We start from the raw sequence: 21,621 nt of genomic DNA on the forward strand, positions 1-21,621 counted from the left end.
AAACAGGTATATATCCGAAACCATAAGCAACTCATGTCAGTTCGCAACACTATTGCTATACTGCGACACAGAATTTGTCTAGGTAGGGTCATATCAACACTATGTTAAGTCCGAAGGAACCGTCTAAAAGCAACGATGCTTCACTTTCAGGGATTACCCGCAGCTATGCGTTGTTTATTTGTCTACTGGTTCTAGCAAACTTGTTGTATGGCTATAACTATGTCAATGCATATATCAACAGCAAACAAACCATGCTGTCATCGGTGGCCGACCAGCTACAAAAGCGCATCGAAACCTATCGCTTTGTGACCTACCAAATCTATGACAATCTTTCTGCCAGCAATTCGGTGCAGCTACCCTCTCCTGTCAATGAAATCCGTTTACGCCCCGATATCTATCTGCTGGAGAAGAGCCGTCATAAGACTGACGCTTTAATTTTCGGCCTACACGACGTAACGACCAGCGATCTCGCGATGCGGATGTCGAACTATCTCGACATCCTGTGGGGCGCAGAGACAGAAACTTATTCGATGTATTATCTGAATGGGCAAGATAATAGCCTGATTCTGATCTCGACCATGCCGATGAAAGATCTCTCCGCGCGCTATAAAGAGGGATATCTCGGCAACGTGGTCGAGTCGCGAAAAGCCGAAATGCTACAACAATCTAACTCATTGGATGAACGCGAAGGGTTCTCAGGGCTGCGCAAATTTCGCTTCCTAAACTCTTACTATTTTACCTTACGTACCACGTTCAATAATCCGGGACATTTGGCCACCGTTGTCGCTTTTGACCTGCCCGTCGGCGATATTCTGCCTCGCGATTTGCCGGTACAACGCTTCCAAATTACAGAAAATCCTGACTCGCTATCGGAAATGATGTCTCGTGAGGAAATTCCTGCGGCTTATACCACGCTAAGGTGGCCATGGCTGACAATTAGCGCTCCGTTGTATAACACGCCGCTGAAGGTGGATTTCAATGTTCCGGCGACGACCCTGATTGTAGATATGCTAAGAAATAATTTCTGGCTGCTCTTAATCAATCTGCTGGTGTTAGCGCTGTCATTTACGGGCTTTTATTTTGTGCGTCATCAATATATCCGCCCAGGTAAACGCATGGCGGCGCAGCTGAGCGCCCAGCAAGAGATGAATCAGGAGATCATTACTCACCTACCGATCGGCCTGCTGATTTATCGCTTTGACACTGATACCGTAGTTGCCAGCAATAAGATTGCCGATCACCTGCTACCGCACCTCAGCCTGAGTAAAATTGCCAGCATGGCGCAGGAGCATCAGGGGCGGATTCAGGCTACGGTCAATAATGAAATGTATGAAATTCAAATGGTGCGTAGCCAGCAGAATATTAAATCTGCCCTTTTCCTAATGCGCGATTTGGATAAAGAGATGATGGTCAGCAAAAAGCTGAAACAGGCGCAGAGTGAATATGAGAAAAATCTTACCGCACGAAAAATAATGACCAGCAATCTTAGCCGTGAGCTTAACGATCCCCTGAGCAATATTCAGAAGCTGGTCACGGATATCCAAAATAATAAAGATGACCCGCGCGTACTGGATTTGCTGTGGGCTGAAGCTCGACACGCACAGGTTTTAATTAATGAAATCACGCTACTGACTGAAATAGAAAACCGCGATTGGCGCCCGGTCACTGAAACGTTCAACCTCAACAAGCGTATTGATGAACTACTCAAACGCAGCCTGCCGGAAATTCGCCGCAAGGGGTTAACATTGATCAATCACACCGATATCGAGCCAGAAAGAGAATTCATCGGTGATATACGATCATTGGAACAAGTACTTTCCATGCTGTTGCACTATTCAATTATTACCACGGTGTATGGAAAGATCACGCTAAAAGTCACGCAGAAACCTGAGTCACCAGACCATCTTTATTTTGAACTCAGTGATACGGGAACCGGCGTGTCGAACAAGGAAATTTATGGTCTCCGCTACCCCAATTTAGGCGAGCCGCAGAGCGACCGTTTCGCTAAAGGCTCAGGCATGACCTATTATCTTTGTGGTCAGTTGTGCAAAAGAATGAGTGGCAGACTGGATATCCAAAGCAAAGATGATATTGGCACAAGGTACAACTTCAACTGCATTATGCATCCGGTCGAAAAGCAGGAAGAAGAGTCCGAAAAATTACTCGATGGAATTACGGCATACCTGCAAATTACGTCCGATGAAATCCGCAGCCTGATTACACATAAACTCGCGGCGTTTGGAGCGGCATCGATTATTGCAGATGGCCGAGATGCCAATGAAGAATATGATATTACGCTCACGGATTCTCCCGACAATGCTGATGACTACACACTGCTTTTAGTGTCAGACATCGATGGCTTTGAAGAGTATGCGCCGCATCGCATTAAGGCAAATTTCAACCTGACAGAGCCGCTAATTGACGCCATTCTGCTACTTATTGAACAGCAAATAGCGGTCACAGAATCGCCAATCGATACGGATTATGCCGAAAATGAAGAGCCAGCATCTGATAGCACTCCTTTTAAATCAAAGGATTACTTTTCCCTGTTTGTTGAAACAGTACCGGAAGATGTACAGAAACTGTATACTGAGGCGGAACAGAGTGATTTATCCCCGCTTTCACTAACTGCACATCGCCTAAAAGGCGTTTTTGCCATGCTTAACATCCCTACCGGCAAAACGTTATGTGAACAGTTAGAGCACGCCATAAAAGAAAGCGACGTAACAAATATAAAGATTTTGATCAGTCAGATTGATACTTTTGTCAGCCGACTGCTTCTACTAGGTAGCCAACAACATGAATAACCTAAATGTAATTATTGCTGATGACCATCCAATTGTCCTATTCGGTATTCGGAAGTCACTTGAACAAATCGAATGGGTTAACGTTGTCGGGGAATTTGAAGACTCAACGGCACTCATCAATAGCTTATCTAAGCTGGATGCGAATGTACTGATCACCGATCTTTCCATGCCGGGTGACAAATACGGCGATGGCATTACCTTGATTAAATATATCAAGCGCCACTTCCCTCATTTGTCGATTATTGTTCTGACGATGAATAATAACCCTGCTATTTTGAGCGCCGTTCTCGAATTAGACATTGAAGGTATCGTTCTTAAACAGGGAGCACCGGCTGATTTGCCGAAAGCCTTAGCCGCGCTGCAAAAGGGTAAGAAATTCACGCCAGAAAGCGTGTCTAAACTGCTCGAGAAGATCAGCGCGAGTGGCTATGGTGATAAACGTTTGTCACCAAAAGAAAGCGAAGTATTGCGTCTGTTTGCCGAAGGTTTCTTGGTAACGGAAATCGCTAAAAAGCTAAACCGCAGTATCAAAACGATCAGTAGCCAAAAGAAATCTGCAATGCTGAAATTAGGCGTTGATAACGATATCGCACTGCTGAACTATCTTTCTTCCGTGAATATTATGTCGGTGGATAAAGAGTAAGGGTGCATACACCGGTGCCATTTTTGCACGGCTTTGTTTTATGTTATGGCTGTGTAAGGTTCCGCCCGCCAGTCAGTATCGAGCGTCACTGAGACACCAATGAAGGCGTACGGGCAGAGACCACCAGCGCGTGGTCTCTGCACTCGCGCGCTTTTATCCGAGATGCCATCTCCGCTCCGGTTTGGTATCGCCCATCTCGGGCGCCCCAAACTCCGTCACGACATCCCTGTCGTGCCGGCTCTCCCTACGAATGCTTAAACTAAAAACCGTCCACGCTTTTTGTTTTGATTTTGACCTTTCCGGCACGTTGTTCTTCAGCCGAAGGGAGGAATGTAGGCTAGGATTCGCCGACAGGGACGTCGGCGAAAGAACGGAGGAGCCAGGATGGCGATTGCCGTTCGTTCCGTTAAGGCCGGAATGACGACATTCGGGCACCTGCGAAGCAGGCTGAAGAACGGTGCCAAGCCTGGATGCAAGGCGGCGGCGATTGAGCCGCCTTGCTCGGACGCCTGCACAGAGTGCAGGCAGGTTTCGGTGTATTAGGCGTACGAAAAATTACACCGTCATAACATAAATAAAACCATACAAAAAACTACACCATCACAGAAACACTAACTCCGTCGCCCTTTCCTTACGACTTCCGCAAAATGTGCCAGCGATGCCTGCAGTTCTTCTAACGTCACCGGCTTAGATAGACAACTATCCATCCCAACTTGAATACAACGCTCGCGTTCTTCGGCTAAAGCATTCGCGGTCACACCGATAATCGGCGCTGTGCGGCCCTGCTGACGCAGGCGAGCGGTTAGCTGGTAACCGTCCATATTGGGCATATTCACGTCGGTCAGCACAATATCAGCATGAAGTTTGGCTAATGCGCCCAGCGCATCGAGGCCATCGCTGGCGGTTGAAACGGAGTGATATCCCAACGAGATAAGCTGATCGGCGAGCAATCGGCGGTTAATGGGATGATCGTCCACAATAAGAATATGCACGTCGCTGTAATCATGAACTTCAACGTTGGAGCTTTCTTCAGAGAGCCCCGGCAGTAGTGCCATATCTTCTGGAGCGAAGATCCGGCGCAGAATACTCAGCAACTCTAGCGGAGCCGCTGTACTCAATACCCATGAGCCATCGTCTTTACATTTAGCATGGCCGATATATTCCGCTGACAAACGGATATGAGCCTTCACCGGCTGATATAAAGTCACGTCATGATCGGAAATCAGGACGCCATGCTCATCGCCCTGCTCGTTGGCGCAGCATAGATGTACATCGGCTCCAGCTAACGTTAGCAGCTTGAGTAAATAACTTTCTAGGCGCGCGTTATGTATTTCTAGCCAGATAGGCTTTTGCATCAGCGCTTCAACCTGAGGATTGGAAGCCACAGCCTGATACATCGGGATACGTACGGTGAATATACTTCCCATCCCCGGTTCAGATTCAACGGCAATATCACCATCCATCAAGCTCACCAGTTTTTCACAAATGGCGAGCCCTAAACCTGTACCTTGGAAATGACGCTGCACGCCTGTCCCCACTTGGAAGAAGGGATCAAACAGCTTCATCACATCACGGAATGGAATACCCAACCCAGTGTCACGAATACGGAATTCAAGATAGAAATCCTGCACCCGCACCTGAAGAATAATGCAGCCAGTGTCAGTAAACTTAATCGCATTACTCAACAAATTAGATAACACCTGCTGGATACGCATGATGTCACCCGCCACAGAATCGGGGACTTCGGGTTCAATAAAGCAATACATGACCAAGCGTTTACGCACGACCAGCGGTAAATAGTTGCCGATAATATGCGGTATAACTTTGCGTGGCTCGAACGTTCCCGGCTCAATTTTTAACTGCTCAGATTCAATTTTGGAGAAATCGAGAATATCGCTGATGATTTTTAACAGCAGACCAGAAGAATTGCTCATTGCCGCCAGCAGACGCTGTGTTTCTTCTGGTAACGACTTAGTTTGCAGCAAATCTAAATTACCAATGATCCCATACAGCGGTGTTCTTAATTCATGGCTAACCGTTGCCAAAAACATCGATTTCGACTGGCTTGCCTGTTCTGCCGCATTAGCTAATTCTTGTAACGACTCTTCAATTTTTACGCGTGCACTCACATCAACCATAACGCAAATCGCCACGTCTTCATTGCGATAACGCGAATGTACAAAACTAATTTGCAAATTCTGGTTCTGGCTCGTAATCACATCCACAACGCTGCTCGGCTGCTCACAGATAATCCGCGTGATTCGATGCCGATCTTCAGACGTAAACATGCTGATATAGTTATGTGCCAGTTCATTACTAAGAATATTGCTGCCATCTTTTATGCGTAGGATACAAATTCCAACGGGAGCAGAAGCCACAATTTTGCGGTTAAATTGTTCATGTTCCTCTAAGCGGAACGCGTTATTCTCTGCCGGAGAAAACATTTTGCGCTCAAATACCAACGTTAAAACAAAGAGAATCAACGCACTGATCAGGTTCATGATAACCGCATTAATCAGCAATAGATTAAAACGTTCAAGCAATACGCTGGTTGGCAATGAATAGATGATGCTCAGCCCTGACGGATTCAATTTCTTTTTCAGCAACAGCGTATCGTATCCGCTGTTATAGCCAAAATAGTTATCATCGTTGGGAATACCGGAAATAGAAGGCAACTCGCCGCCATTTTCAGTGTAAGTCATTAAAACTTCATTGTTATCATTTAATAACGTCACACCCACGGGTAGCGTGGATGGATTGGTAAAATCTTCTAGGCGGATATTTTGCTCAGTACCTAGCAAAGCCTCTAACTTGTTAGCAATATAGACAGGCGTAATAACATAAAGCGCTCCCGCATCATTTTGCGCACTCGGGATTACCCAAAATAGCGTGTTTTCTTTTTCTTTATTATTACTATTTTGGAACGTCAAAATACGCTGATGTAGATTGCGGAAAACATGACTTTGATCCAACGGCGTATTGCGGATACCAAAATCCGCCAAACATAAGCTCTCACCGCCAATAAAGAAAATGCGATTGAGGTCATATGCCGCAACAAAATTCTCTTTCCAGTAGTTAATGAAATTACTCAATGACTCTAACGAGTTGCGATAGTTATCACTCAGTAATTGGCAATCTGACTCTGGAAAAATCGGCGTTAGCGGGGGCAGCGTATTCTTTCCACTGAAGACACCATTGATCATATCAAGCCCAGTAACGGACCAACTCAAGCGATTTTCCGCAATATAGCGAATATCGCGCATGATGCTGGCGGAGTGCTTAATCACGCTCTGTGCCTGATCAAAACTCAGGTTGAAATCTTGTCGGATATCGGACTCTTTCTCATGAAATTCATTGAGAATATAAAACGTTGTCAGCAAAGCACCCAGTATCCACAGCACCAGCGCTAAAGAGCGGAATAGATAACGTGAGATGCGTAACGTTGTTCGGAAAGAAGCAAGATATTTCAAAGAATTACCATAACAGAAATAGATCAGTTAAACGGGAAAACCAAACTCATGTATCACACTAATCATTGAAGACAAAAAAAGCCAGTGCAAAACATCTGCACTGGCTTTTTTATCAGGTGAGCAAAACGCTAGAAATTACGCGTTTTCATCACCCTCTTCATCTTGCTCTGGCGCATCGTTAGCATCTTCGGCTACGTCAGCGACGTCACCTTCAACCGCTGCACCTTCTTCACCGTCGAGAACTTCATCGTCCTCTTCCGGTTCAGCAACGCGCTGCAGACCCACAACATGCTCGTCTTCTGCGGTGCGGATCAGCGTAACACCTTGGGTATTACGGCCCACTACGCTCACTTCGGAAACACGTGTACGCACCAGCGTACCGGCATCGGTGATCATCATGATCTGGTCACAGGCATCAACCTGAACCGCACCGACCACGTTACCATTACGTTCACTCACCTTGATGGAGATAACGCCCTGAGTCGCACGCGACTTGGTTGGGTACTCTGCCACGCCGGTACGTTTACCGTAGCCGTTTTCAGTCACGGTTAGAATGTCGCCTTCGCCACGAGGAATGATCAGCGATACCACACGGTCTTCACCGTTGAGGTTAATCCCACGAACACCCGTTGCGGTACGGCCCATTGAACGTACTTGGCTTTCTGGGAAGCGAACCACTTTACCTGCCGCAGAGAACAACATGACTTCGTTGCTACCGTCGGTCAGATCCACACCAATCAGCTCATCACCTTCGTTCAGGTTCACAGCGATAATACCGGCGCTACGTGGACGGCTGAAATCAGTCAGCGCAGTTTTCTTCACGGTACCGCTCGCGGTCGCCATAAAGACGTGGCGGCCCTCTTCGTATTCACGAACCGGCAAGATTGCGGTAATACGTTCGTTAGCTTCCAGCGGCAGCAGGTTGATGATCGGACGACCACGCGCACCACGACTCGCTTCAGGTAACTGATAAACCTTCATCCAATACAGACGACCACGGCTTGAGAAGCACAGAATGGTGTCATGCGTATTCGCCACTAGCAGGCGGTCAATGAAGTCTTCTTCTTTAATTCGTGCTGCGGACTTGCCTTTACCACCGCGACGCTGCGCTTCATAGTCGGTCAGAGGCTGATATTTTACATAGCCCTGATGCGACAAGGTGACAACAACGTCTTCCTGCGAAATCAAATCTTCGATATTGATATCAGCAGTGTTTTCAGTAATTTCAGTACGACGCGCATCGCCAAACTGGTCACGAACCGCGATCAGTTCTTCACGGATAACTTCCATCAGGCGATCTGGGCTTTCCAGAATAAAGATCAGGGCAGCAATCTGCTCCAGCAGCTCTTTATATTCATCAAGCAGTTTTTCATGCTCAAGACCGGTCAGTTTCTGCAAACGCAGATCCAGAATGGCCTGAGCCTGCTGTTCGGTCAGATAGTAATGACCATCACGAATACCGAACTGTGGTTCCAGCCACTCAGGACGCGCCGCGTTATCACCGGCACGTTCCAGCATTGCGGCAACGGTGCCCAGCGCCCAGCCACGTGCAACCAGCAGCGCTTTCGCTTCTGCAGGGTTTGGCGCATGACGGATTAGCTCGATGATAGGATCGATATTCGACAGCGCAATCGCCAGACCTTCCAAGATGTGCGCACGATCGCGTGCCTTACGCAGTTCAAAGATGGTACGACGAGTCACCACTTCACGGCGGTGACGAACAAATGCCTGCAGGCAATCTTTCAGCGTCAGCAACTTAGGCTGCCCCTGATGCAACGCCACCATGTTGATACCAAACGTTACCTGCATTTGTGTCAGTGAATAAAGATGGTTAAGCACCACTTCACCGACAGCATCACGTTTGATTTCAATCACAATACGCATGCCGTCTTTATCGGACTCATCGCGCAGAGCGCTGATGCCTTCAAGGCGTTTTTCTTTAACCAGCTCAGCAATTTTCTCGATCAGGCGAGCTTTGTTCACCTGATAAGGAATTTCATGCACGATGATGGTTTCGCGGCCAGATTTTTCGTCTGCTTCCACTTCGGCTTTAGCACGGATATAAACCTTGCCGCGTCCGGTGCGGTACGCTTCTTCAATACCACGACGACCATTAATGATCGCGGCAGTTGGGAAGTCCGGCCCCGGAATATGCTGCATCAAACCTTCAACCGTAATGTTTTCGTCATCAATATAGGCCAGACAGCCATTGATCACTTCATTCAGGTTGTGCGGAGGAATATTGGTCGCCATACCTACGGCGATACCAGAAGAACCGTTCACCAACAGGTTTGGCACTTTGGTTGGCAACACCGCCGGAATTTGCTCGGTGCCGTCATAGTTAGGCACGAAGTCAACGGTCTCTTTTTCCAGATCCGCTAACAGTTCGTGAGCGATTTTGGACATACGGATTTCGGTATAACGCATTGCTGCGGCGGAGTCGCCATCAACAGAACCGAAGTTTCCCTGTCCATCCACCAACATGTAACGCAGTGAGAATGGCTGAGCCATACGAACGATAGTATCGTATACCGCGCTATCACCATGCGGGTGATATTTACCGATAACGTCACCGACGATACGGGCTGATTTTTTATAGGCTTTATTCCAGTCATTGCCCAGTACATTCATCGCAAATAAAACACGACGGTGAACTGGCTTCAGTCCATCACGAACATCCGGCAGCGCACGCCCGACGATAACGGACATGGCGTAATCCAGATACGAGTTTTTCAACTCTTCTTCGATGTTGACCGGCGTAATCTCTCTGGCAAGGTCGCTCATGGAGCTGCTATCCCTCTACTGACTTCTGATGATTCATCTGCTGCCGCTACCCTAACAGACACCCTTGGGTATATTCATCGAATAGATCAAAGCGCATACACGATGACAAAGACCGCGAATTATATCATAAAGCCGGATTTTGTGCGAAACCCTGTGCGCTTTTCAACGCACGGCGGAATTAACCGCAAACGGCAAACAATCTGTATAATCCACACCAAGCATTTTCTCAAAAATTACCTTCCGGTGAATGATTCACGCAGCCGGAAATATCTTAAAGGAGCGATCGGTGTCTGAACAAAACGTAGACCAGCAGGAAATTGCCAAGTTCGAAGCGGTGGCTTCGCGTTGGTGGGATTTAGAAGGCGAATTCAAGCCCCTGCACCGTATCAACCCTCTGCGCTTGAACTATATCCAGCAACGCGCCGACGGCGTATTTGGTAAGAAGATCCTCGATGTTGGCTGCGGTGGCGGTATTCTGGCCGAAAGCATGGCGCGTGAAGGCGCCGACGTAACCGGTCTGGATATGGGCGCTGAGCCATTGCAGGTTGCACGTTTGCATTCGCTAGAAACCGGCATCAAAGTGACCTACGTACAGGAAACCGTTGAACAGCATGCCAACGAACACGCAGGGCTGTACGATATCGTCACCTGCATGGAGATGCTGGAACACGTTCCCGACCCACGTTCCGTGGTGTTAGCCTGCGCAAAACTGGTTAAGCCCGGTGGACACGTATTTTTCTCCACCATTAACCGTAATAACAAAGCGTGGCTAATGGCGGTCATTGGTGCTGAATACGTACTGAAGATGGTGCCTAAAGGCACGCACGATGTGAAAAAATTCATCCGCCCTTCAGAGTTAATTGGCTGGATCGACGAAACGCCGCTGCGCGAACGCCACATGATTGGCCTGCACTACAACCCAGTGACCGACCATTTCAAGCTAGCACCGAATGTGGATGTGAATTACATGGTGCATACCGTTAGGGATTGATTTCCGATACAGTTTTATCCTATGGAATTGCGGTGACTATGGGATTGCAGTGAAATGTTTCGTTCGCCGGTCAGCAGATGCGTTTCCATGAACCTGCTGGCGTAGGCGACCGATGAGGGGCGCCAGCGCGCGCCCCTTCAAACCTCGCGCTTTTTATCCGAGACGCCATCTCCGCTCCGGTTTGGTATCGCCCATCCAGGGCGCCCCAAACTCCGTCACGACATCCCTGTCGTGCCGGCTCTCCCTGCCAAGACTTAAACTAAAAAACCAAAAATCGTTTTGATTTTGTCTTTTGGTTTTGACCTTTTCCGGCACGTTGTTCTTCAGCCGAAGTGAGGAATGTAGGCTAGGATTCGCCGACAGGGATGTCGGCGAAAGAACGGAGGAGCCAGGACAAATTTGCCTGGAGCAAATTTGAACAACGCTTGCGTTAGCCCCGTTGGGGTGAGGCGCATGGATGCGCCGAATACTCGCGATTGCCGTTCGTTCAGTAAAGGCCGAAATGACGAGTTTCGGGCACCTGCGAAGCAGGCTGAAGGACGGTACCTAGCTGGTGTGTCGGGGGGCAGCGCTTGGCCCCCCGACTCGGACGCCTGCACAAGGCTTATGTGATATTCGATGCATTAGGCGTACGAAAACTTACACCGTAACCTATTAAGCAACCAGCGCACGGAACCTTACATAGCCATAACATCAACAAAACTTACACAGTAGCCTAATAAGCAACCAGCGTACGAAACCTTGCACCCGTAGTACATAAGCGCAATATTTCCGTGATCAATATTTGACTTTTCGCCACCGAATAAGAAACCAGCAGTCGATCAATTTATTTTATTTTTAAGCGCAATCTTATCCCCCTAGCCTCTCCACCGCTGCCGCCAGTAATGACGGTACGTTAGCGCCTGACTTAACATTTCACCCCCAAGTTATCCACAATTATGGGCCGTTTTGTTCACTTGCAAAGTCACGCTAAGAACACTATCTTGTTATCACACCTTGATTAACACACCACATCTTGTGTTCACAGCATAAAATCGACACTACTCGTTAAGATACTGCAACAATGTTTTTGCACTAATTTAACGCGTGTGTTTTTCGCAAACTTGCCTTTAGCAAATAATGCGATGGCTCGAAGCATGAGATCGCACACGGACAGGTATAGCCCTATGAATCAAAGTCTGCTGGTCACCAAACGTGACGGAAGCAAAGAACGTATCAATCTTGATAAAATCCACCGCGTGCTTGATTGGGCAGCGGAAGGACTGAGCAATGTTTCGGTCTCTCAGGTGGAACTGCGTTCTCACATCCAGTTTTATGATGGGATCCGCACCGCGGACATTCACGAAACCATCATCAAGGCCGCTGCAGACCTGATATCCCGTGATGCTCCAGACTATCAATATCTGGCCGCGCGTCTGGCAATTTTCCATCTGCGTAAAAAAGCCTACGGTCAGTTTGAACCGCCTAAATTGTACGATCACGTCGTTAAATTGGTCGAAATGGGCAAATATGACAAACATCTGCTGGAAGATTACACCCCAGAAGAGTTTGCTCAGATGGATGAGTTTATCGATCACTGGCGTGACATGAATTTCTCTTATGCCGCAGTGAAGCAGTTAGAAGGTAAATATCTGGTTCAGAACCGTGTCTCTGGCGAAATCTATGAGAGCGCGCAGTTCTTATATATTTTGGTTGCAGCCTGTCTGTTCTCTAACTATCCACGTGACACTCGTCTGAGCTACGTAAAACGTTTCTATGACGCGGTATCGACGTTCAAGATTTCACTGCCTACGCCAATTATGTCTGGCGTGCGTACCCCTACCCGCCAATTCAGCTCTTGCGTGCTGATTGAGTGTGGCGACAGCTTAGACTCTATCAATGCAACCTCTAGCGCCATTGTGAAATACGTTTCTCAACGTGCTGGCATTGGTATCAATGCAGGTCGTATCCGTGCGTTGGGTAGCCCAATTCGCGGCGGTGAAGCATTCCACACCGGCTGTATTCCTTTCTACAAACATTTTCAGACTGCGGTGAAGTCTTGCTCTCAGGGCGGCGTACGCGGCGGTGCAGCAACGTTATTCTATCCTTTGTGGCATCTGGAAGTTGAAAGCCTGCTGGTGTTGAAAAACAACCGCGGGGTTGAAGGCAACCGCGTACGTCATATGGACTACGGCGTTCAGCTTAATCGCCTGATGTATCAGCGTCTGATCAAGGGCGGCGATATCACGCTGTTTAGCCCATCCGATGTTCCCGGCCTGTACGATGCTTTCTTCGCCGATCAGGACGAATTCGAGCGCTTATATATGCAATACGAGGCTGACGACAGCATTCGTAAGCAGAAAGTGAAAGCGGTCGAGCTGTTCTCTCTGATGATGCAGGAACGTGCTTCCACCGGCCGTATCTACATCCAGCATGTGGATCACTGCAATACCCATAGCCCGTTTGATCCGGCTATCGCACCGGTACGTCAGTCAAACCTGTGTTTGGAAATTGCGTTGCCAACCAAGCCGCTGAACGACGTTAACGATGAAAATGGCGAAATTGCGCTGTGTACGCTGTCTGCATTTAACCTCGGCGTGATCAACTCGCTGGACGATTTAGAAGAGCTCGCTGTTCTGGCTGTTCGTGCGCTTGACGCCCTGCTCGACTATCAGGACTACCCAATTCTGGCTGCTAAGCGCGGTGCGATGGGTCGTCGTACTCTGGGTATTGGTGTCATTAACTACGCTTACTATCTGGCGAAAAACGGCGTGCGCTACTCCGATGGCAGCGCAAATAACCTGACCCACAAAACATTTGAAGCTATTCAGTATTACCTGCTGAAAGCCTCTAATGAGCTGGCGAAAGAACAAGGTGCTTGCCCGTGGTTCAACGAAACCACCTATGCGCAAGGCATACTGCCAATCGACACCTACAAAAAAGATTTGGATACCATTTGCAACGAACCACTGCATTACGACTGGGAAGCGCTGCGTAACGATATCAAGCAGTACGGCCTGCGCAACTCAACGTTGTCAGCCCTAATGCCGTCTGAAACGTCGTCGCAGATTTCTAACGCGACTAACGGTATCGAACCACCGCGTGGTCACATCAGTATCAAAGCATCAAAAGACGGTATTTTACGTCAGGTTGTGCCTGAGTATGATCGCCTGAAAAACGCCTATGAACTGCTGTGGGAAATGCCAAACAATGATGGTTACTTGCAGTTGGTCGGCCTGATGCAGAAGTTTATCGATCAGTCGATTTCCGCCAATACCAACTACGATCCGTCACGCTTCCCATCAGGGAAAGTGCCAATGAAGCAGCTGTTAAAAGACTTGCTGACGGCGTACAAATTTGGGGCTAAAACCCTGTATTATCAAAACACCCGCGATGGAGCAGAGGACGTGCAAGACGACTTGCAGGCAACGCCTGAAGACGACGGCTGCGAAAGCGGTGCTTGCAAAATTTAATCAAGATCAATACGACTCACTCTGCGACAGCAGACATCAATTGACCCGATAAATTTCGAGTTACAGGTCGACGGCAAACTCGCCTGTAACTTGAAAGATAAAGGGAAAACGGGATTAGCGTTTTATGGCTTACACCACATTCTCACAAAACCAAAACGATCAGTTGCTCGAACCTATGTTCTTTGGCCAGTCAGTTAACGTTGCACGTTACGACCAGCAAAAGCATGAAATCTTCGAAAAACTGATTGAAAAGCAGCTTTCTTTCTTCTGGCGCCCTGAAGAAGTTGACGTGTCTCGCGACCGTATTGACTATCAGGCTCTGCCAGAGCATGAAAAGCACATTTTTATCAGTAACCTAAAATATCAGACCTTGCTGGATTCAATTCAGGGGCGCAGTCCAAACGTGGCGTTACTGCCGCTGATATCCATCCCTGAACTGGAAACTTGGGTTGAAACTTGGTCATTCTCCGAAACCATTCACTCACGTTCCTACACGCATATTATTCGTAATATCGTGAACGATCCGGCGACGGTGTTTGACGATATCGTGACCAATGAAGAGATCCTTAAGCGCGCGAAAGATATCTCTGGCTACTACGATGACCTGATTGAGATGAGCAGTTATTGGCATCTATTAGGCGAAGGTACTCACAACGTTAATGGTAAGACTGTGACCGTTAACCTGCGTGCCTTGAAGAAACAGCTGTATCTGTGCCTGATGAGCGTCAACGCACTGGAAGCCATTCGCTTTTACGTTAGCTTTGCCTGTTCCTTTGCGTTTGCTGAACGTGAACTTATGGAAGGCAACGCCAAAATCATCAGACTCATTGCACGTGACGAAGCTCTACACCTGACGGGTACACAGCATATTCTGAATCTGATGCGCTCAGGACAAGACGATCCTGAAATGGCTGAAGTTGCAGTTGAATGCGAGCAGCAGTGCTATGACCTGTTTGTATTGGCAGCAGAGCAGGAGAAAGAATGGGCTGATTATCTATTCCGCGACGGCTCCATGATTGGTTTGAATAAAGATATCCTGTGCCAATATGTTGAATATATCACCAACATCCGTATGCAAGCGGTTGGTTTAAAACTGCCTTTCCAGACACGCTCCAACCCGATCCCCTGGATCAACGCATGGCTGGTGTCTGATAATGTTCAGGTGGCACCACAGGAAGTTGAGGTCAGCTCTTATCTGGTCGGCCAGATTGACTCTGAAGTCAACGCTGATGACCTGAGCGACTTCGAGCTGTAAATCCCGCGATGACTTTTACATCTCAGGATCACATGCTGGCGGTGGACGATGCCGCCAGCATCCAGCCAGAAAGCAGCGCGATACTCCCCGCGACACCCACGATTACCCTCACGCTTTCCGGCGCGCGTCTAGATTATATTCATACCAAAGGCTCGCTGCTTGAGACGCTTGAGCACCATAAAGTTCAGGTTGAGTACCAGTGCCGTTCAGGCTATTGCGGCTCCTGCCGCTGTAAGCTCACCAAAGGTCAGGTGGTTTATCGCCAAAAGCCGTTGGCATTTATCAACGAAGGTGAGATTTTGCCCTGTTGCTGCCATCCCATCGATGATATCGAGGTGGAGCTTTAATCGCCTCCACCGCTTTTCAAGATCCCTACGCATCGCCCCTACCACAGCATCGAATCTCCCGCTCACTGGCTGAGCCGCTGCAGACCCACCAAGAGCCTGATGTGAAGTTGCGGGTAGCGCAAAAAAAAGCCCCCAAACTTATGAAAGCTCGGGGGCTAGAGTTTTATCTATCTCTAACAGTTCAACAATCTAAACGTTAAAAACCGCTATCAGCGACGATTACCGAAGATACGCAGCAACATCAGGAACAGGTTGATGAAGTCCAGATACAGGGTCAACGCACCTAAAATAGAATATTTACGGAAATTATCTTTATCATCTGGAGATAGCTGCTCTCCCATCGCCTTCAGCTTCTGAGTGTCATAGGCAGTTAGGCCAACGAAGATAATCACGCCTGCGTAGGTAATAACCCACGTCAATGCAGGGCTTTTCAGCCAGATATTCACCAGAGACGCCAGAATAATACCGATCAACCCCATAAACATCATGGAGCCAATACCGCTAAGGTCGCGTTTGGTGGTGTAACCGTAAAGACTCATCGCACCGAACATACCAGCCGTCACCACGAAGGTGCTCGCGATAGACGAATATGTATACACGATAAAAATACTCGCCAGCGTTAATCCCGTTAGCGCAGAGTACAGCATAAACAATGATGTCGCGGCGGCGGCGCTCAGCTTATGCACCATACCAGACAGCACAAACACAAGCCCCAACTGGACGATGACCAAACCGAAAAAGGTAATTTTGCTGGAAAAAATGAAATTCAGCACGGCTGGGGTGTGTGCGGCATACCATGCCACGATAGACGTTAACAATAAACCGCAGGTCATCCAGCCATATACTTGCGCCATATATGTCTGAAGGCCGGTATTTGCGCGCTCAACAATCGAGCCATTACCACGAGGATATCGATCCATGAAGATCACCTTTATCTAGGAATAACAATATTGTCTGGATTGATAAAGCAACCAGACCGTTCTCCTAATAAGCCTACCACAGAACCGGTTTTTTGCTGCCTATGTAGTGTGCGGATATATTTCAAGTTTAGGTAATATTGACTTGCCAGAACCTAGCCTCCGCCGTACACAATGCGTACGGCGGAGAGTTAACCGTTCAATTTGAGTGCTTAGGCCATAGCCCAGCGCTTAGCAACGCTCGCAACTCGCTCACCAAATTTGCGTGCCGTTTCCAAATCCCCCGGTAGCGGAGCTTCATCTGGAGAAGCGTCAGAAGGCGAAACGGTCATCAACCCTGAGAAACCAGCAATGTAGTTCACATCGTTGCGGTTAGCGGTTTTGGTATTGGCAGGCAGCATACCCATCCCCACCCACACACCACCATGCTGCTGGGAAAGATGAAACATGTAGTCCAACGTTCCTAGCTTATCGCCGTTCATACTGGCTGAGTTGGTGAAACCCGCAAAAACTTTGTCCTTCCACTCCTGACTAAACCAAGGTTTCGAAGAAGCATCGGCAAATTTCTTAAACTGCCAAGATGGTCCGCCCATATAGGTTGGGCTACCAAAAATTATTCCGTCCGCTTTCGCCAACAAATGCCAGCCACCTTCAGGTAGATTACCTTCACTATCAATCGGTAACACGTCGACGGTAACACCTTCAACATTCTTTACTCCCGCCGCTACGGCCTCGGCAGCTTTGGCGGTATGACCATATCCACTATGAAAAACCACGGCTAATGCTGTCATTCGAAATAACTCCTCACACGTTGGTTAATTAGTTATATGCCTGAAGTAGTTATACGTTCAGAAAAACGCTGCGTCTAGCACAATGGTGGTTTGTCGAATCTAGCGCAAACGTGTCCTTGAGATATCGAGTTACAGGCTGAGGGGACGCCGAAAATCCGTAGAATCAGGCAATAACGCAACCGTTCGTAGATGTCTATTGCAGATAAACCATATTTCATCTCGGTCGTTGGACAAAATATAATAGGCATCTGATGATTCCGAGGGATTAAATACGCCTAATGCACGGTAGGATACCCCTTCACTGAAGCCGCTACAGAGCGGTAAAGGCCGTGGCCCGTTATCAAGCTCTTCCACCCGTAGATAAAGTCCTTGCTCAAACCAAATCAAAGTCACTCCTTATCTCTGAGAGAATTAATGAATGTTTGCGAAAAAAATATCGCACTGGATTCAGTATAGTGAAAACTGGCTCGGTAGGATTTTTAAGATGTCAGATGCAACGGTGAAAGACTGGCGGGGAGTAGAAAGTGATTATTGATGAATGCATTACGAAGAATTAACCCTTTTCTCTGCCAGCTCACGGGTAAATTTAACCATCAACACCAGAGCTTAAAAGCCGAAAAAAGGGTTTCGCAGATTTACCAGCGTTTTGCCGCCTGATGGTCGCTGTCGCGAGCATCAACCCAACGATCGCCCTGCTCGGTGGCTTCGCGTTTCCAGAATGGCGCGCGAGTTTTGAGGTAGTCCATAATAAACTCAGCGGCTTCAAACGCCATACTACGGTGTGCGCTGGTCACGCCAACAAATACGATTTCATCTCCAGGATACATCGCGCCAACGCGGTGGATCAGCGAGATACGCTGTAGTGGCCAGCGTTCACGTGCTTCAGACACGATTTCGCTGAGGGCTTTTTCAGTCATCCCAGGATAATGCTCCAGCGTCAGCGCACTCACATTATCGCCCAGATTATGATTACGCACTTTGCCAGTGAAGGTGACCACCGCACCATCGTCTTCACACTGCGATAGCCATTGGTATTCGTCACCAACGCTGAAGTTTTCTTGGCCAACGCGGATACGGGTGTTTTCCACGATCAACCTCCGGTTACCGGTGGGAAAAAGGCAACCTCATCCCCAGAGGATAAAGGATGTGAAAATTCCACCAGCGTTTGATTTACCGCCGCCAGCAATTTGCCCGACTCCAGCGCCAGTGCCCATTTGTCACCGCGCTCTGCCAACGCCGTACGCAGCGCTTCTACGGTTGGATAAACTTCACAGCTCAACTCGTCACTTCCCGTGAGTTCGCGTACCTGAGCAAAAAACAGCACTTTAATCATGATGCGTCCGCCTTAAAATCACCTGATTTACCGCCGCTTTTTGCTAACAGGCGAACAGGGCCGATGACCATATCTTTTTGCACCGCTTTACACATGTCATAGATAGTGAGCGCCGCCACTGAAGCCGCGGTGAGAGCTTCCATCTCAACGCCGGTTTTACCGGTTAAGCGGCAGCAGGACTCGATACGCACACGATGGGTATCGACTTCCGCAAACAGTTGCACTTCAACTTTGGTCAGCAATAGCGGGTGACACAGCGGGATCAGCTCCCACGTGCGCTTTGCCGCTTGGATCCCTGCAATACGCGCGGTGGCGAAAACGTCGCCCTTATGGTGTTTACCTTCCACAATCATCGCCAGCGTTTCAGGCTTCATTTCTACATAAGCTTCTGCGCGTGCTTCACGCACCGTTTCTGCCTTAGCAGAAACATCGACCATGTGGGCTTCACCGGCCGCATTGATATGGGTAAGTTGGCTCATAGTTTTCTTGTAATTTATATTGTTAACGTGGTGTAAAGCGGAGTTAGCCGCCGATGAAAGAGAGATTTTGCGTATGCCCGATGTTGCCGTCATGCAAGAAGTGCGTTTGCTTTTTGTGTCGCAAACCACCTTGGATACGCAGCTTTAACGCATCCAGATGCTCATCGCCAGCCAGTAAATCACGCAGCGGGATACCCGATTCACCGAATAGGCACAGATGCAAATTGCCAATGGCAGAGACACGTAGACGATTGCAACTGGCGCAGAAGTCTTTTTCATAAGGCATGATAAGACCGACTTCGCCCAGATAGTCAGGGTGGCGAAAAACCTGAGCGGGCCCGTCACTGCGTGCGCGTTCTTGGCGTTGCCAGCCAAGCGCAAGTAGCTGATCGCGGATCACTTCACCTGAAACATGATGCTTACGGAATAAATCACCGCCATCACCGGTTTCCATTAGCTCAATGAAGCGCATTTGAATGGGGCGTGTTTTAATCCAGCTGAGAAAACCATTTAGGCTGCGATCGTTAACATCACGCATCAGCACCGTATTCACTTTCACTTTCTCAAAACCGGCGTCAAACGCGGCGTCAATTCCCTGCATCACCTGTTTCAGTTTATCTTCACCGGTGATCGCGTGAAATTGGCGAGCATCGAGACTATCCACGCTAACGTTAACCGCCGTTAGGCCAGCCTCTCGCCAGCTTGCAATATCCCGCGCCATACGGTAGCCGTTGGTGGTCACCGCCAATGTTCTGATGGACTGATTTTCACGTACCGCAGAAATGATATCGACAAAATCACGACGTAAAGAGGGTTCGCCACCGGTTAGGCGCACTTTCTCAGTGCCCAGCTCGGCGAACGCGCGGCTGACGCGGCGGATCTCATCAAGAGATAAGAAGCTTTTATTGGCATGACCATTCGGCTTGTAGCCGTCTGGCAGACAGTATGTACAACGAAAATTGCACACGTCTGTAATTGAAAGGCGCAAGTAATAAAACTTACGCTCAAATGCGTCAGTCAGTTGGAGCATTGTTAACACCTTTCCAATATCGGGAGGCACAGGCATTTCTACCTTGTACCCTGGTGGCTTATAGCCACGGCCCTGACGCCATATTTTTAAAAACATCCGGTTTTCGGAAAACTTAGGCAACAGGGCTAGGAGTTCAGATGCCATGAGAGCAGATCGTACTCACACCACATCTCTGAAATAGCTATGTAATCTTAGGCAATTCTAGCGTTAATCCTCACGCTTACCAAACACATCACGCTGTATAATTTTATATATAACGCTTTTATGTCAGTAACTTACGTGAAGAATACACTAGTTAACGCCCTACTATACTTGATATAAATCACGCAAATAAGTCAGGGTTTCGCCTTTTTAAGCGTGATCCGGTACTTTATCCCCAGTTTATTTTCATTTTGTAGGATTTTTATGCGAAACCGCGCTTTAGCCGATCTTGATAAGGTCGTCGCGTTAGGAGGCGGACACGGACTGGGCCGCGTGATGTCGGCTCTGTCTCCGCTGGGTTCACGTTTAACAGGGATAGTCACCACCACGGATAACGGCGGTTCAACGGGGCGCATTCGGCGCTCTGAAGGCGGCATCGCATGGGGAGACATGCGTAACTGTTTAAATCAGCTGATTACCGAGCCTAGCGTGGCTTCGGCCATGTTTGAATATCGTTTTAACGGCAACGGTGAATTAGCTGGGCATAACCTCGGAAATTTGATGTTGAAGGCGTTAGACCATCTGAGCGTGCGTCCGCTGGAGGCGATAAACCTGATCCGCAGCTTACTGAAAGTCGATGCCTCGCTCATTCCCATGTCTGAACAACCGGTCGATCTCAACGCTATCGACAACGACGGTCATATTATTTATGGCGAAGTGAATATCGATCAGCTCAAAGAGATGCCCGCGCAGTTGATGCTCGAACCCCAAGTGCAAGCAACGCGAGAGGCCGTTGAAGCGATAGAAAAAGCCGATCTCATCCTCATTGGCCCCGGCAGTTTCTTAACGAGCCTGATGCCATTACTGTTACTGGACGATTTAACTCAAGCCCTACGCCGTACCCGAGCACATATGATTTATATCGGCAATCTGGGCAAAGAGCTCAGCGTCGCGGCGGCAGCGTTAACCCTGCCAGATAAGTTAAAAATTATGGAAGATGCCATTGGCGGGCACGCCATCGATGCCGTCGTCGTCGGCCCGAAGGTCAACGTCAGCGGAATAGAAAATCGCATCGTCGTACAGGAAACGCTGGAAGCTAGCGATATCCCCTATCGCCACGATCGCGATCTCTTGCGCATGGCGATTGAGAAAGCCTTACAGCAGTTAGGCTAAAACACCGA

Annotated in this window: 16 protein-coding genes and 1 riboswitch; of the genes, 7 read left to right on the forward strand and 9 right to left on the reverse strand. The window is 48.4% G+C overall.

All coding sequences use genetic code 11. The annotated features are described in order from the left end of the window. Positions 1-101: 101 nt before the first annotated feature. Complete coding sequence (rcsD, locus tag K9N75_RS14100) at positions 102-2,807, forward strand: phosphotransferase RcsD (RefSeq protein ID WP_224451760.1); 2,706 nt, start codon at positions 102-104, stop codon at positions 2,805-2,807. Further along, positions 2,800-3,450, forward strand: coding sequence for a response regulator transcription factor RcsB (rcsB, locus tag K9N75_RS14105; RefSeq protein ID WP_004089576.1), 651 nt, complete (start codon positions 2,800-2,802; stop codon positions 3,448-3,450). The genes rcsD and rcsB overlap by 8 nt, the downstream gene beginning before the upstream one ends. Positions 3,451-4,061: 611 nt before the next feature. Here the strand turns inward: rcsB and rcsC are convergent. Both rcsC and gyrA read right to left on the reverse strand, forming a co-directional pair. After that, on the reverse strand, positions 4,062-6,920 hold the full coding sequence (gene rcsC, locus K9N75_RS14110; RefSeq protein ID WP_008813953.1) for a two-component system sensor histidine kinase RcsC: 2,859 nt from the start codon (positions 6,918-6,920) through the stop codon (positions 4,062-4,064). A 135-nt stretch (positions 6,921-7,055) separates the two neighbouring features. Then, on the reverse strand, positions 7,056-9,704 hold the full coding sequence (gyrA, locus tag K9N75_RS14115) for a DNA topoisomerase (ATP-hydrolyzing) subunit A (RefSeq protein ID WP_008813954.1): 2,649 nt from the start codon (positions 9,702-9,704) through the stop codon (positions 7,056-7,058). A 247-nt stretch (positions 9,705-9,951) separates the two neighbouring features. Here gyrA and ubiG point away from each other — a divergent pair, with 247 nt between their 5' ends. The 4 genes from ubiG to yfaE all read left to right on the forward strand — a co-directional run bounded on the left by ubiG (position 9,952) and on the right by yfaE (position 15,749). Next, the gene (gene ubiG, locus K9N75_RS14120; RefSeq protein WP_048797678.1) at positions 9,952-10,695 is read left to right on the forward strand and encodes a bifunctional 2-polyprenyl-6-hydroxyphenol methylase/3-demethylubiquinol 3-O-methyltransferase UbiG; all 744 of its coding nucleotides are present in this window, start codon (positions 9,952-9,954) and stop codon (positions 10,693-10,695) included. Between the two features lie 1,166 nt (positions 10,696-11,861). Next, positions 11,862-14,147, forward strand: a complete 2,286-nt coding sequence (gene nrdA / locus K9N75_RS14125) for a class 1a ribonucleoside-diphosphate reductase subunit alpha (RefSeq protein WP_008813956.1) — start codon at positions 11,862-11,864, stop codon at positions 14,145-14,147. A 124-nt stretch (positions 14,148-14,271) separates the two neighbouring features. Beyond that, positions 14,272-15,402, forward strand: a complete 1,131-nt coding sequence (gene nrdB / locus K9N75_RS14130; RefSeq protein ID WP_008813957.1) for a class Ia ribonucleoside-diphosphate reductase subunit beta — start codon at positions 14,272-14,274, stop codon at positions 15,400-15,402. 32 nt (positions 15,403-15,434) lie between these two features. Then, positions 15,435-15,749, forward strand: coding sequence for a class I ribonucleotide reductase maintenance protein YfaE (yfaE, locus tag K9N75_RS14135; protein ID WP_008813958.1), 315 nt, complete (start codon positions 15,435-15,437; stop codon positions 15,747-15,749). Positions 15,750-15,958: 209 nt separating this feature from the next. On the opposite strand, the gene K9N75_RS14140 is transcribed toward yfaE, so the two are convergent. From K9N75_RS14140 to moaA, 7 genes are all read right to left on the reverse strand, one after another. Then, the gene (locus K9N75_RS14140; RefSeq protein ID WP_008813959.1) at positions 15,959-16,669 is read right to left on the reverse strand and encodes a Bax inhibitor-1/YccA family protein; all 711 of its coding nucleotides are present in this window, start codon (positions 16,667-16,669) and stop codon (positions 15,959-15,961) included. Between the two features lie 209 nt (positions 16,670-16,878). Further along, the gene (locus K9N75_RS14145; RefSeq protein WP_061059816.1) at positions 16,879-17,457 is read right to left on the reverse strand and encodes a flavodoxin family protein; all 579 of its coding nucleotides are present in this window, start codon (positions 17,455-17,457) and stop codon (positions 16,879-16,881) included. Positions 17,458-17,586: 129 nt separating this feature from the next. Next, on the reverse strand, positions 17,587-17,844 hold the full coding sequence (locus tag K9N75_RS14150; RefSeq protein WP_071603095.1) for a hypothetical protein: 258 nt from the start codon (positions 17,842-17,844) through the stop codon (positions 17,587-17,589). 248 nt (positions 17,845-18,092) lie between these two features. After that, positions 18,093-18,545: a molybdopterin synthase catalytic subunit MoaE gene (gene moaE / locus K9N75_RS14155; protein ID WP_061059815.1), complete on the reverse strand. Its 453-nt coding sequence runs from the start codon at positions 18,543-18,545 to the stop codon at positions 18,093-18,095. 2 nt (positions 18,546-18,547) lie between these two features. After that, entirely contained in the window at positions 18,548-18,790 is a 243-nt protein-coding gene (moaD, locus tag K9N75_RS14160; RefSeq protein WP_008813962.1) for a molybdopterin synthase sulfur carrier subunit, read from the reverse strand. Beyond that, entirely contained in the window at positions 18,787-19,269 is a 483-nt protein-coding gene (moaC, locus tag K9N75_RS14165) for a cyclic pyranopterin monophosphate synthase MoaC (protein ID WP_004092279.1), read from the reverse strand. The genes moaD and moaC overlap by 4 nt, the downstream gene beginning before the upstream one ends. Positions 19,270-19,312: 43 nt before the next feature. Beyond that, on the reverse strand, positions 19,313-20,299 hold the full coding sequence (gene moaA / locus K9N75_RS14170) for a GTP 3',8-cyclase MoaA (RefSeq protein ID WP_008813964.1): 987 nt from the start codon (positions 20,297-20,299) through the stop codon (positions 19,313-19,315). After that, positions 20,290-20,443, reverse strand: a riboswitch (molybdenum cofactor riboswitch). Its footprint overlaps the gene before it by 10 nt. A 261-nt stretch (positions 20,444-20,704) precedes the next feature. Here moaA and yvcK point away from each other — a divergent pair. Continuing rightward, complete coding sequence (gene yvcK, locus K9N75_RS14175; RefSeq protein ID WP_064573423.1) at positions 20,705-21,613, forward strand: uridine diphosphate-N-acetylglucosamine-binding protein YvcK; 909 nt, start codon at positions 20,705-20,707, stop codon at positions 21,611-21,613. Positions 21,614-21,621 lie beyond the last annotated feature (8 nt).

This window comes from Hafnia paralvei, from assembly GCF_020150375.1.
In the GTDB taxonomy this organism is placed as follows: Bacteria; Pseudomonadota; Gammaproteobacteria; order Enterobacterales; family Enterobacteriaceae; genus Hafnia; species Hafnia paralvei.

Excerpts from the sequence above, each read along its gene's own strand:
- moaA (WP_008813964.1), bottom strand. The coding sequence starts at position 20,299 with ATGCTCCAACTGACTGACGCATTTGAGCGTAAGTTTTATTACTTGCGC.
- yvcK (WP_064573423.1), top strand. The coding sequence starts at position 20,705 with ATGCGAAACCGCGCTTTAGCCGATCTTGATAAGGTCGTCGCGTTAGGA.
- nrdA (WP_008813956.1), top strand. The coding sequence starts at position 11,862 with ATGAATCAAAGTCTGCTGGTCACCAAACGTGACGGAAGCAAAGAACGT.
- moaC (WP_004092279.1), bottom strand. The coding sequence starts at position 19,269 with ATGAGCCAACTTACCCATATCAATGCGGCCGGTGAAGCCCACATGGTC.
- nrdB (WP_008813957.1), top strand. The coding sequence starts at position 14,272 with ATGGCTTACACCACATTCTCACAAAACCAAAACGATCAGTTGCTCGAA.
- gyrA (WP_008813954.1), bottom strand. The coding sequence starts at position 9,704 with ATGAGCGACCTTGCCAGAGAGATTACGCCGGTCAACATCGAAGAAGAG.
- K9N75_RS14140 (WP_008813959.1), bottom strand. The coding sequence starts at position 16,669 with ATGGATCGATATCCTCGTGGTAATGGCTCGATTGTTGAGCGCGCAAAT.
- ubiG (WP_048797678.1), top strand. The coding sequence starts at position 9,952 with ATGATTCACGCAGCCGGAAATATCTTAAAGGAGCGATCGGTGTCTGAA.
- rcsB (WP_004089576.1), top strand. The coding sequence starts at position 2,800 with ATGAATAACCTAAATGTAATTATTGCTGATGACCATCCAATTGTCCTA.
- K9N75_RS14145 (WP_061059816.1), bottom strand. The coding sequence starts at position 17,457 with ATGACAGCATTAGCCGTGGTTTTTCATAGTGGATATGGTCATACCGCC.
- moaD (WP_008813962.1), bottom strand. The coding sequence starts at position 18,790 with ATGATTAAAGTGCTGTTTTTTGCTCAGGTACGCGAACTCACGGGAAGT.
- rcsD (WP_224451760.1), top strand. The coding sequence starts at position 102 with ATGTTAAGTCCGAAGGAACCGTCTAAAAGCAACGATGCTTCACTTTCA.
- yfaE (WP_008813958.1), top strand. The coding sequence starts at position 15,435 with ATGCTGGCGGTGGACGATGCCGCCAGCATCCAGCCAGAAAGCAGCGCG.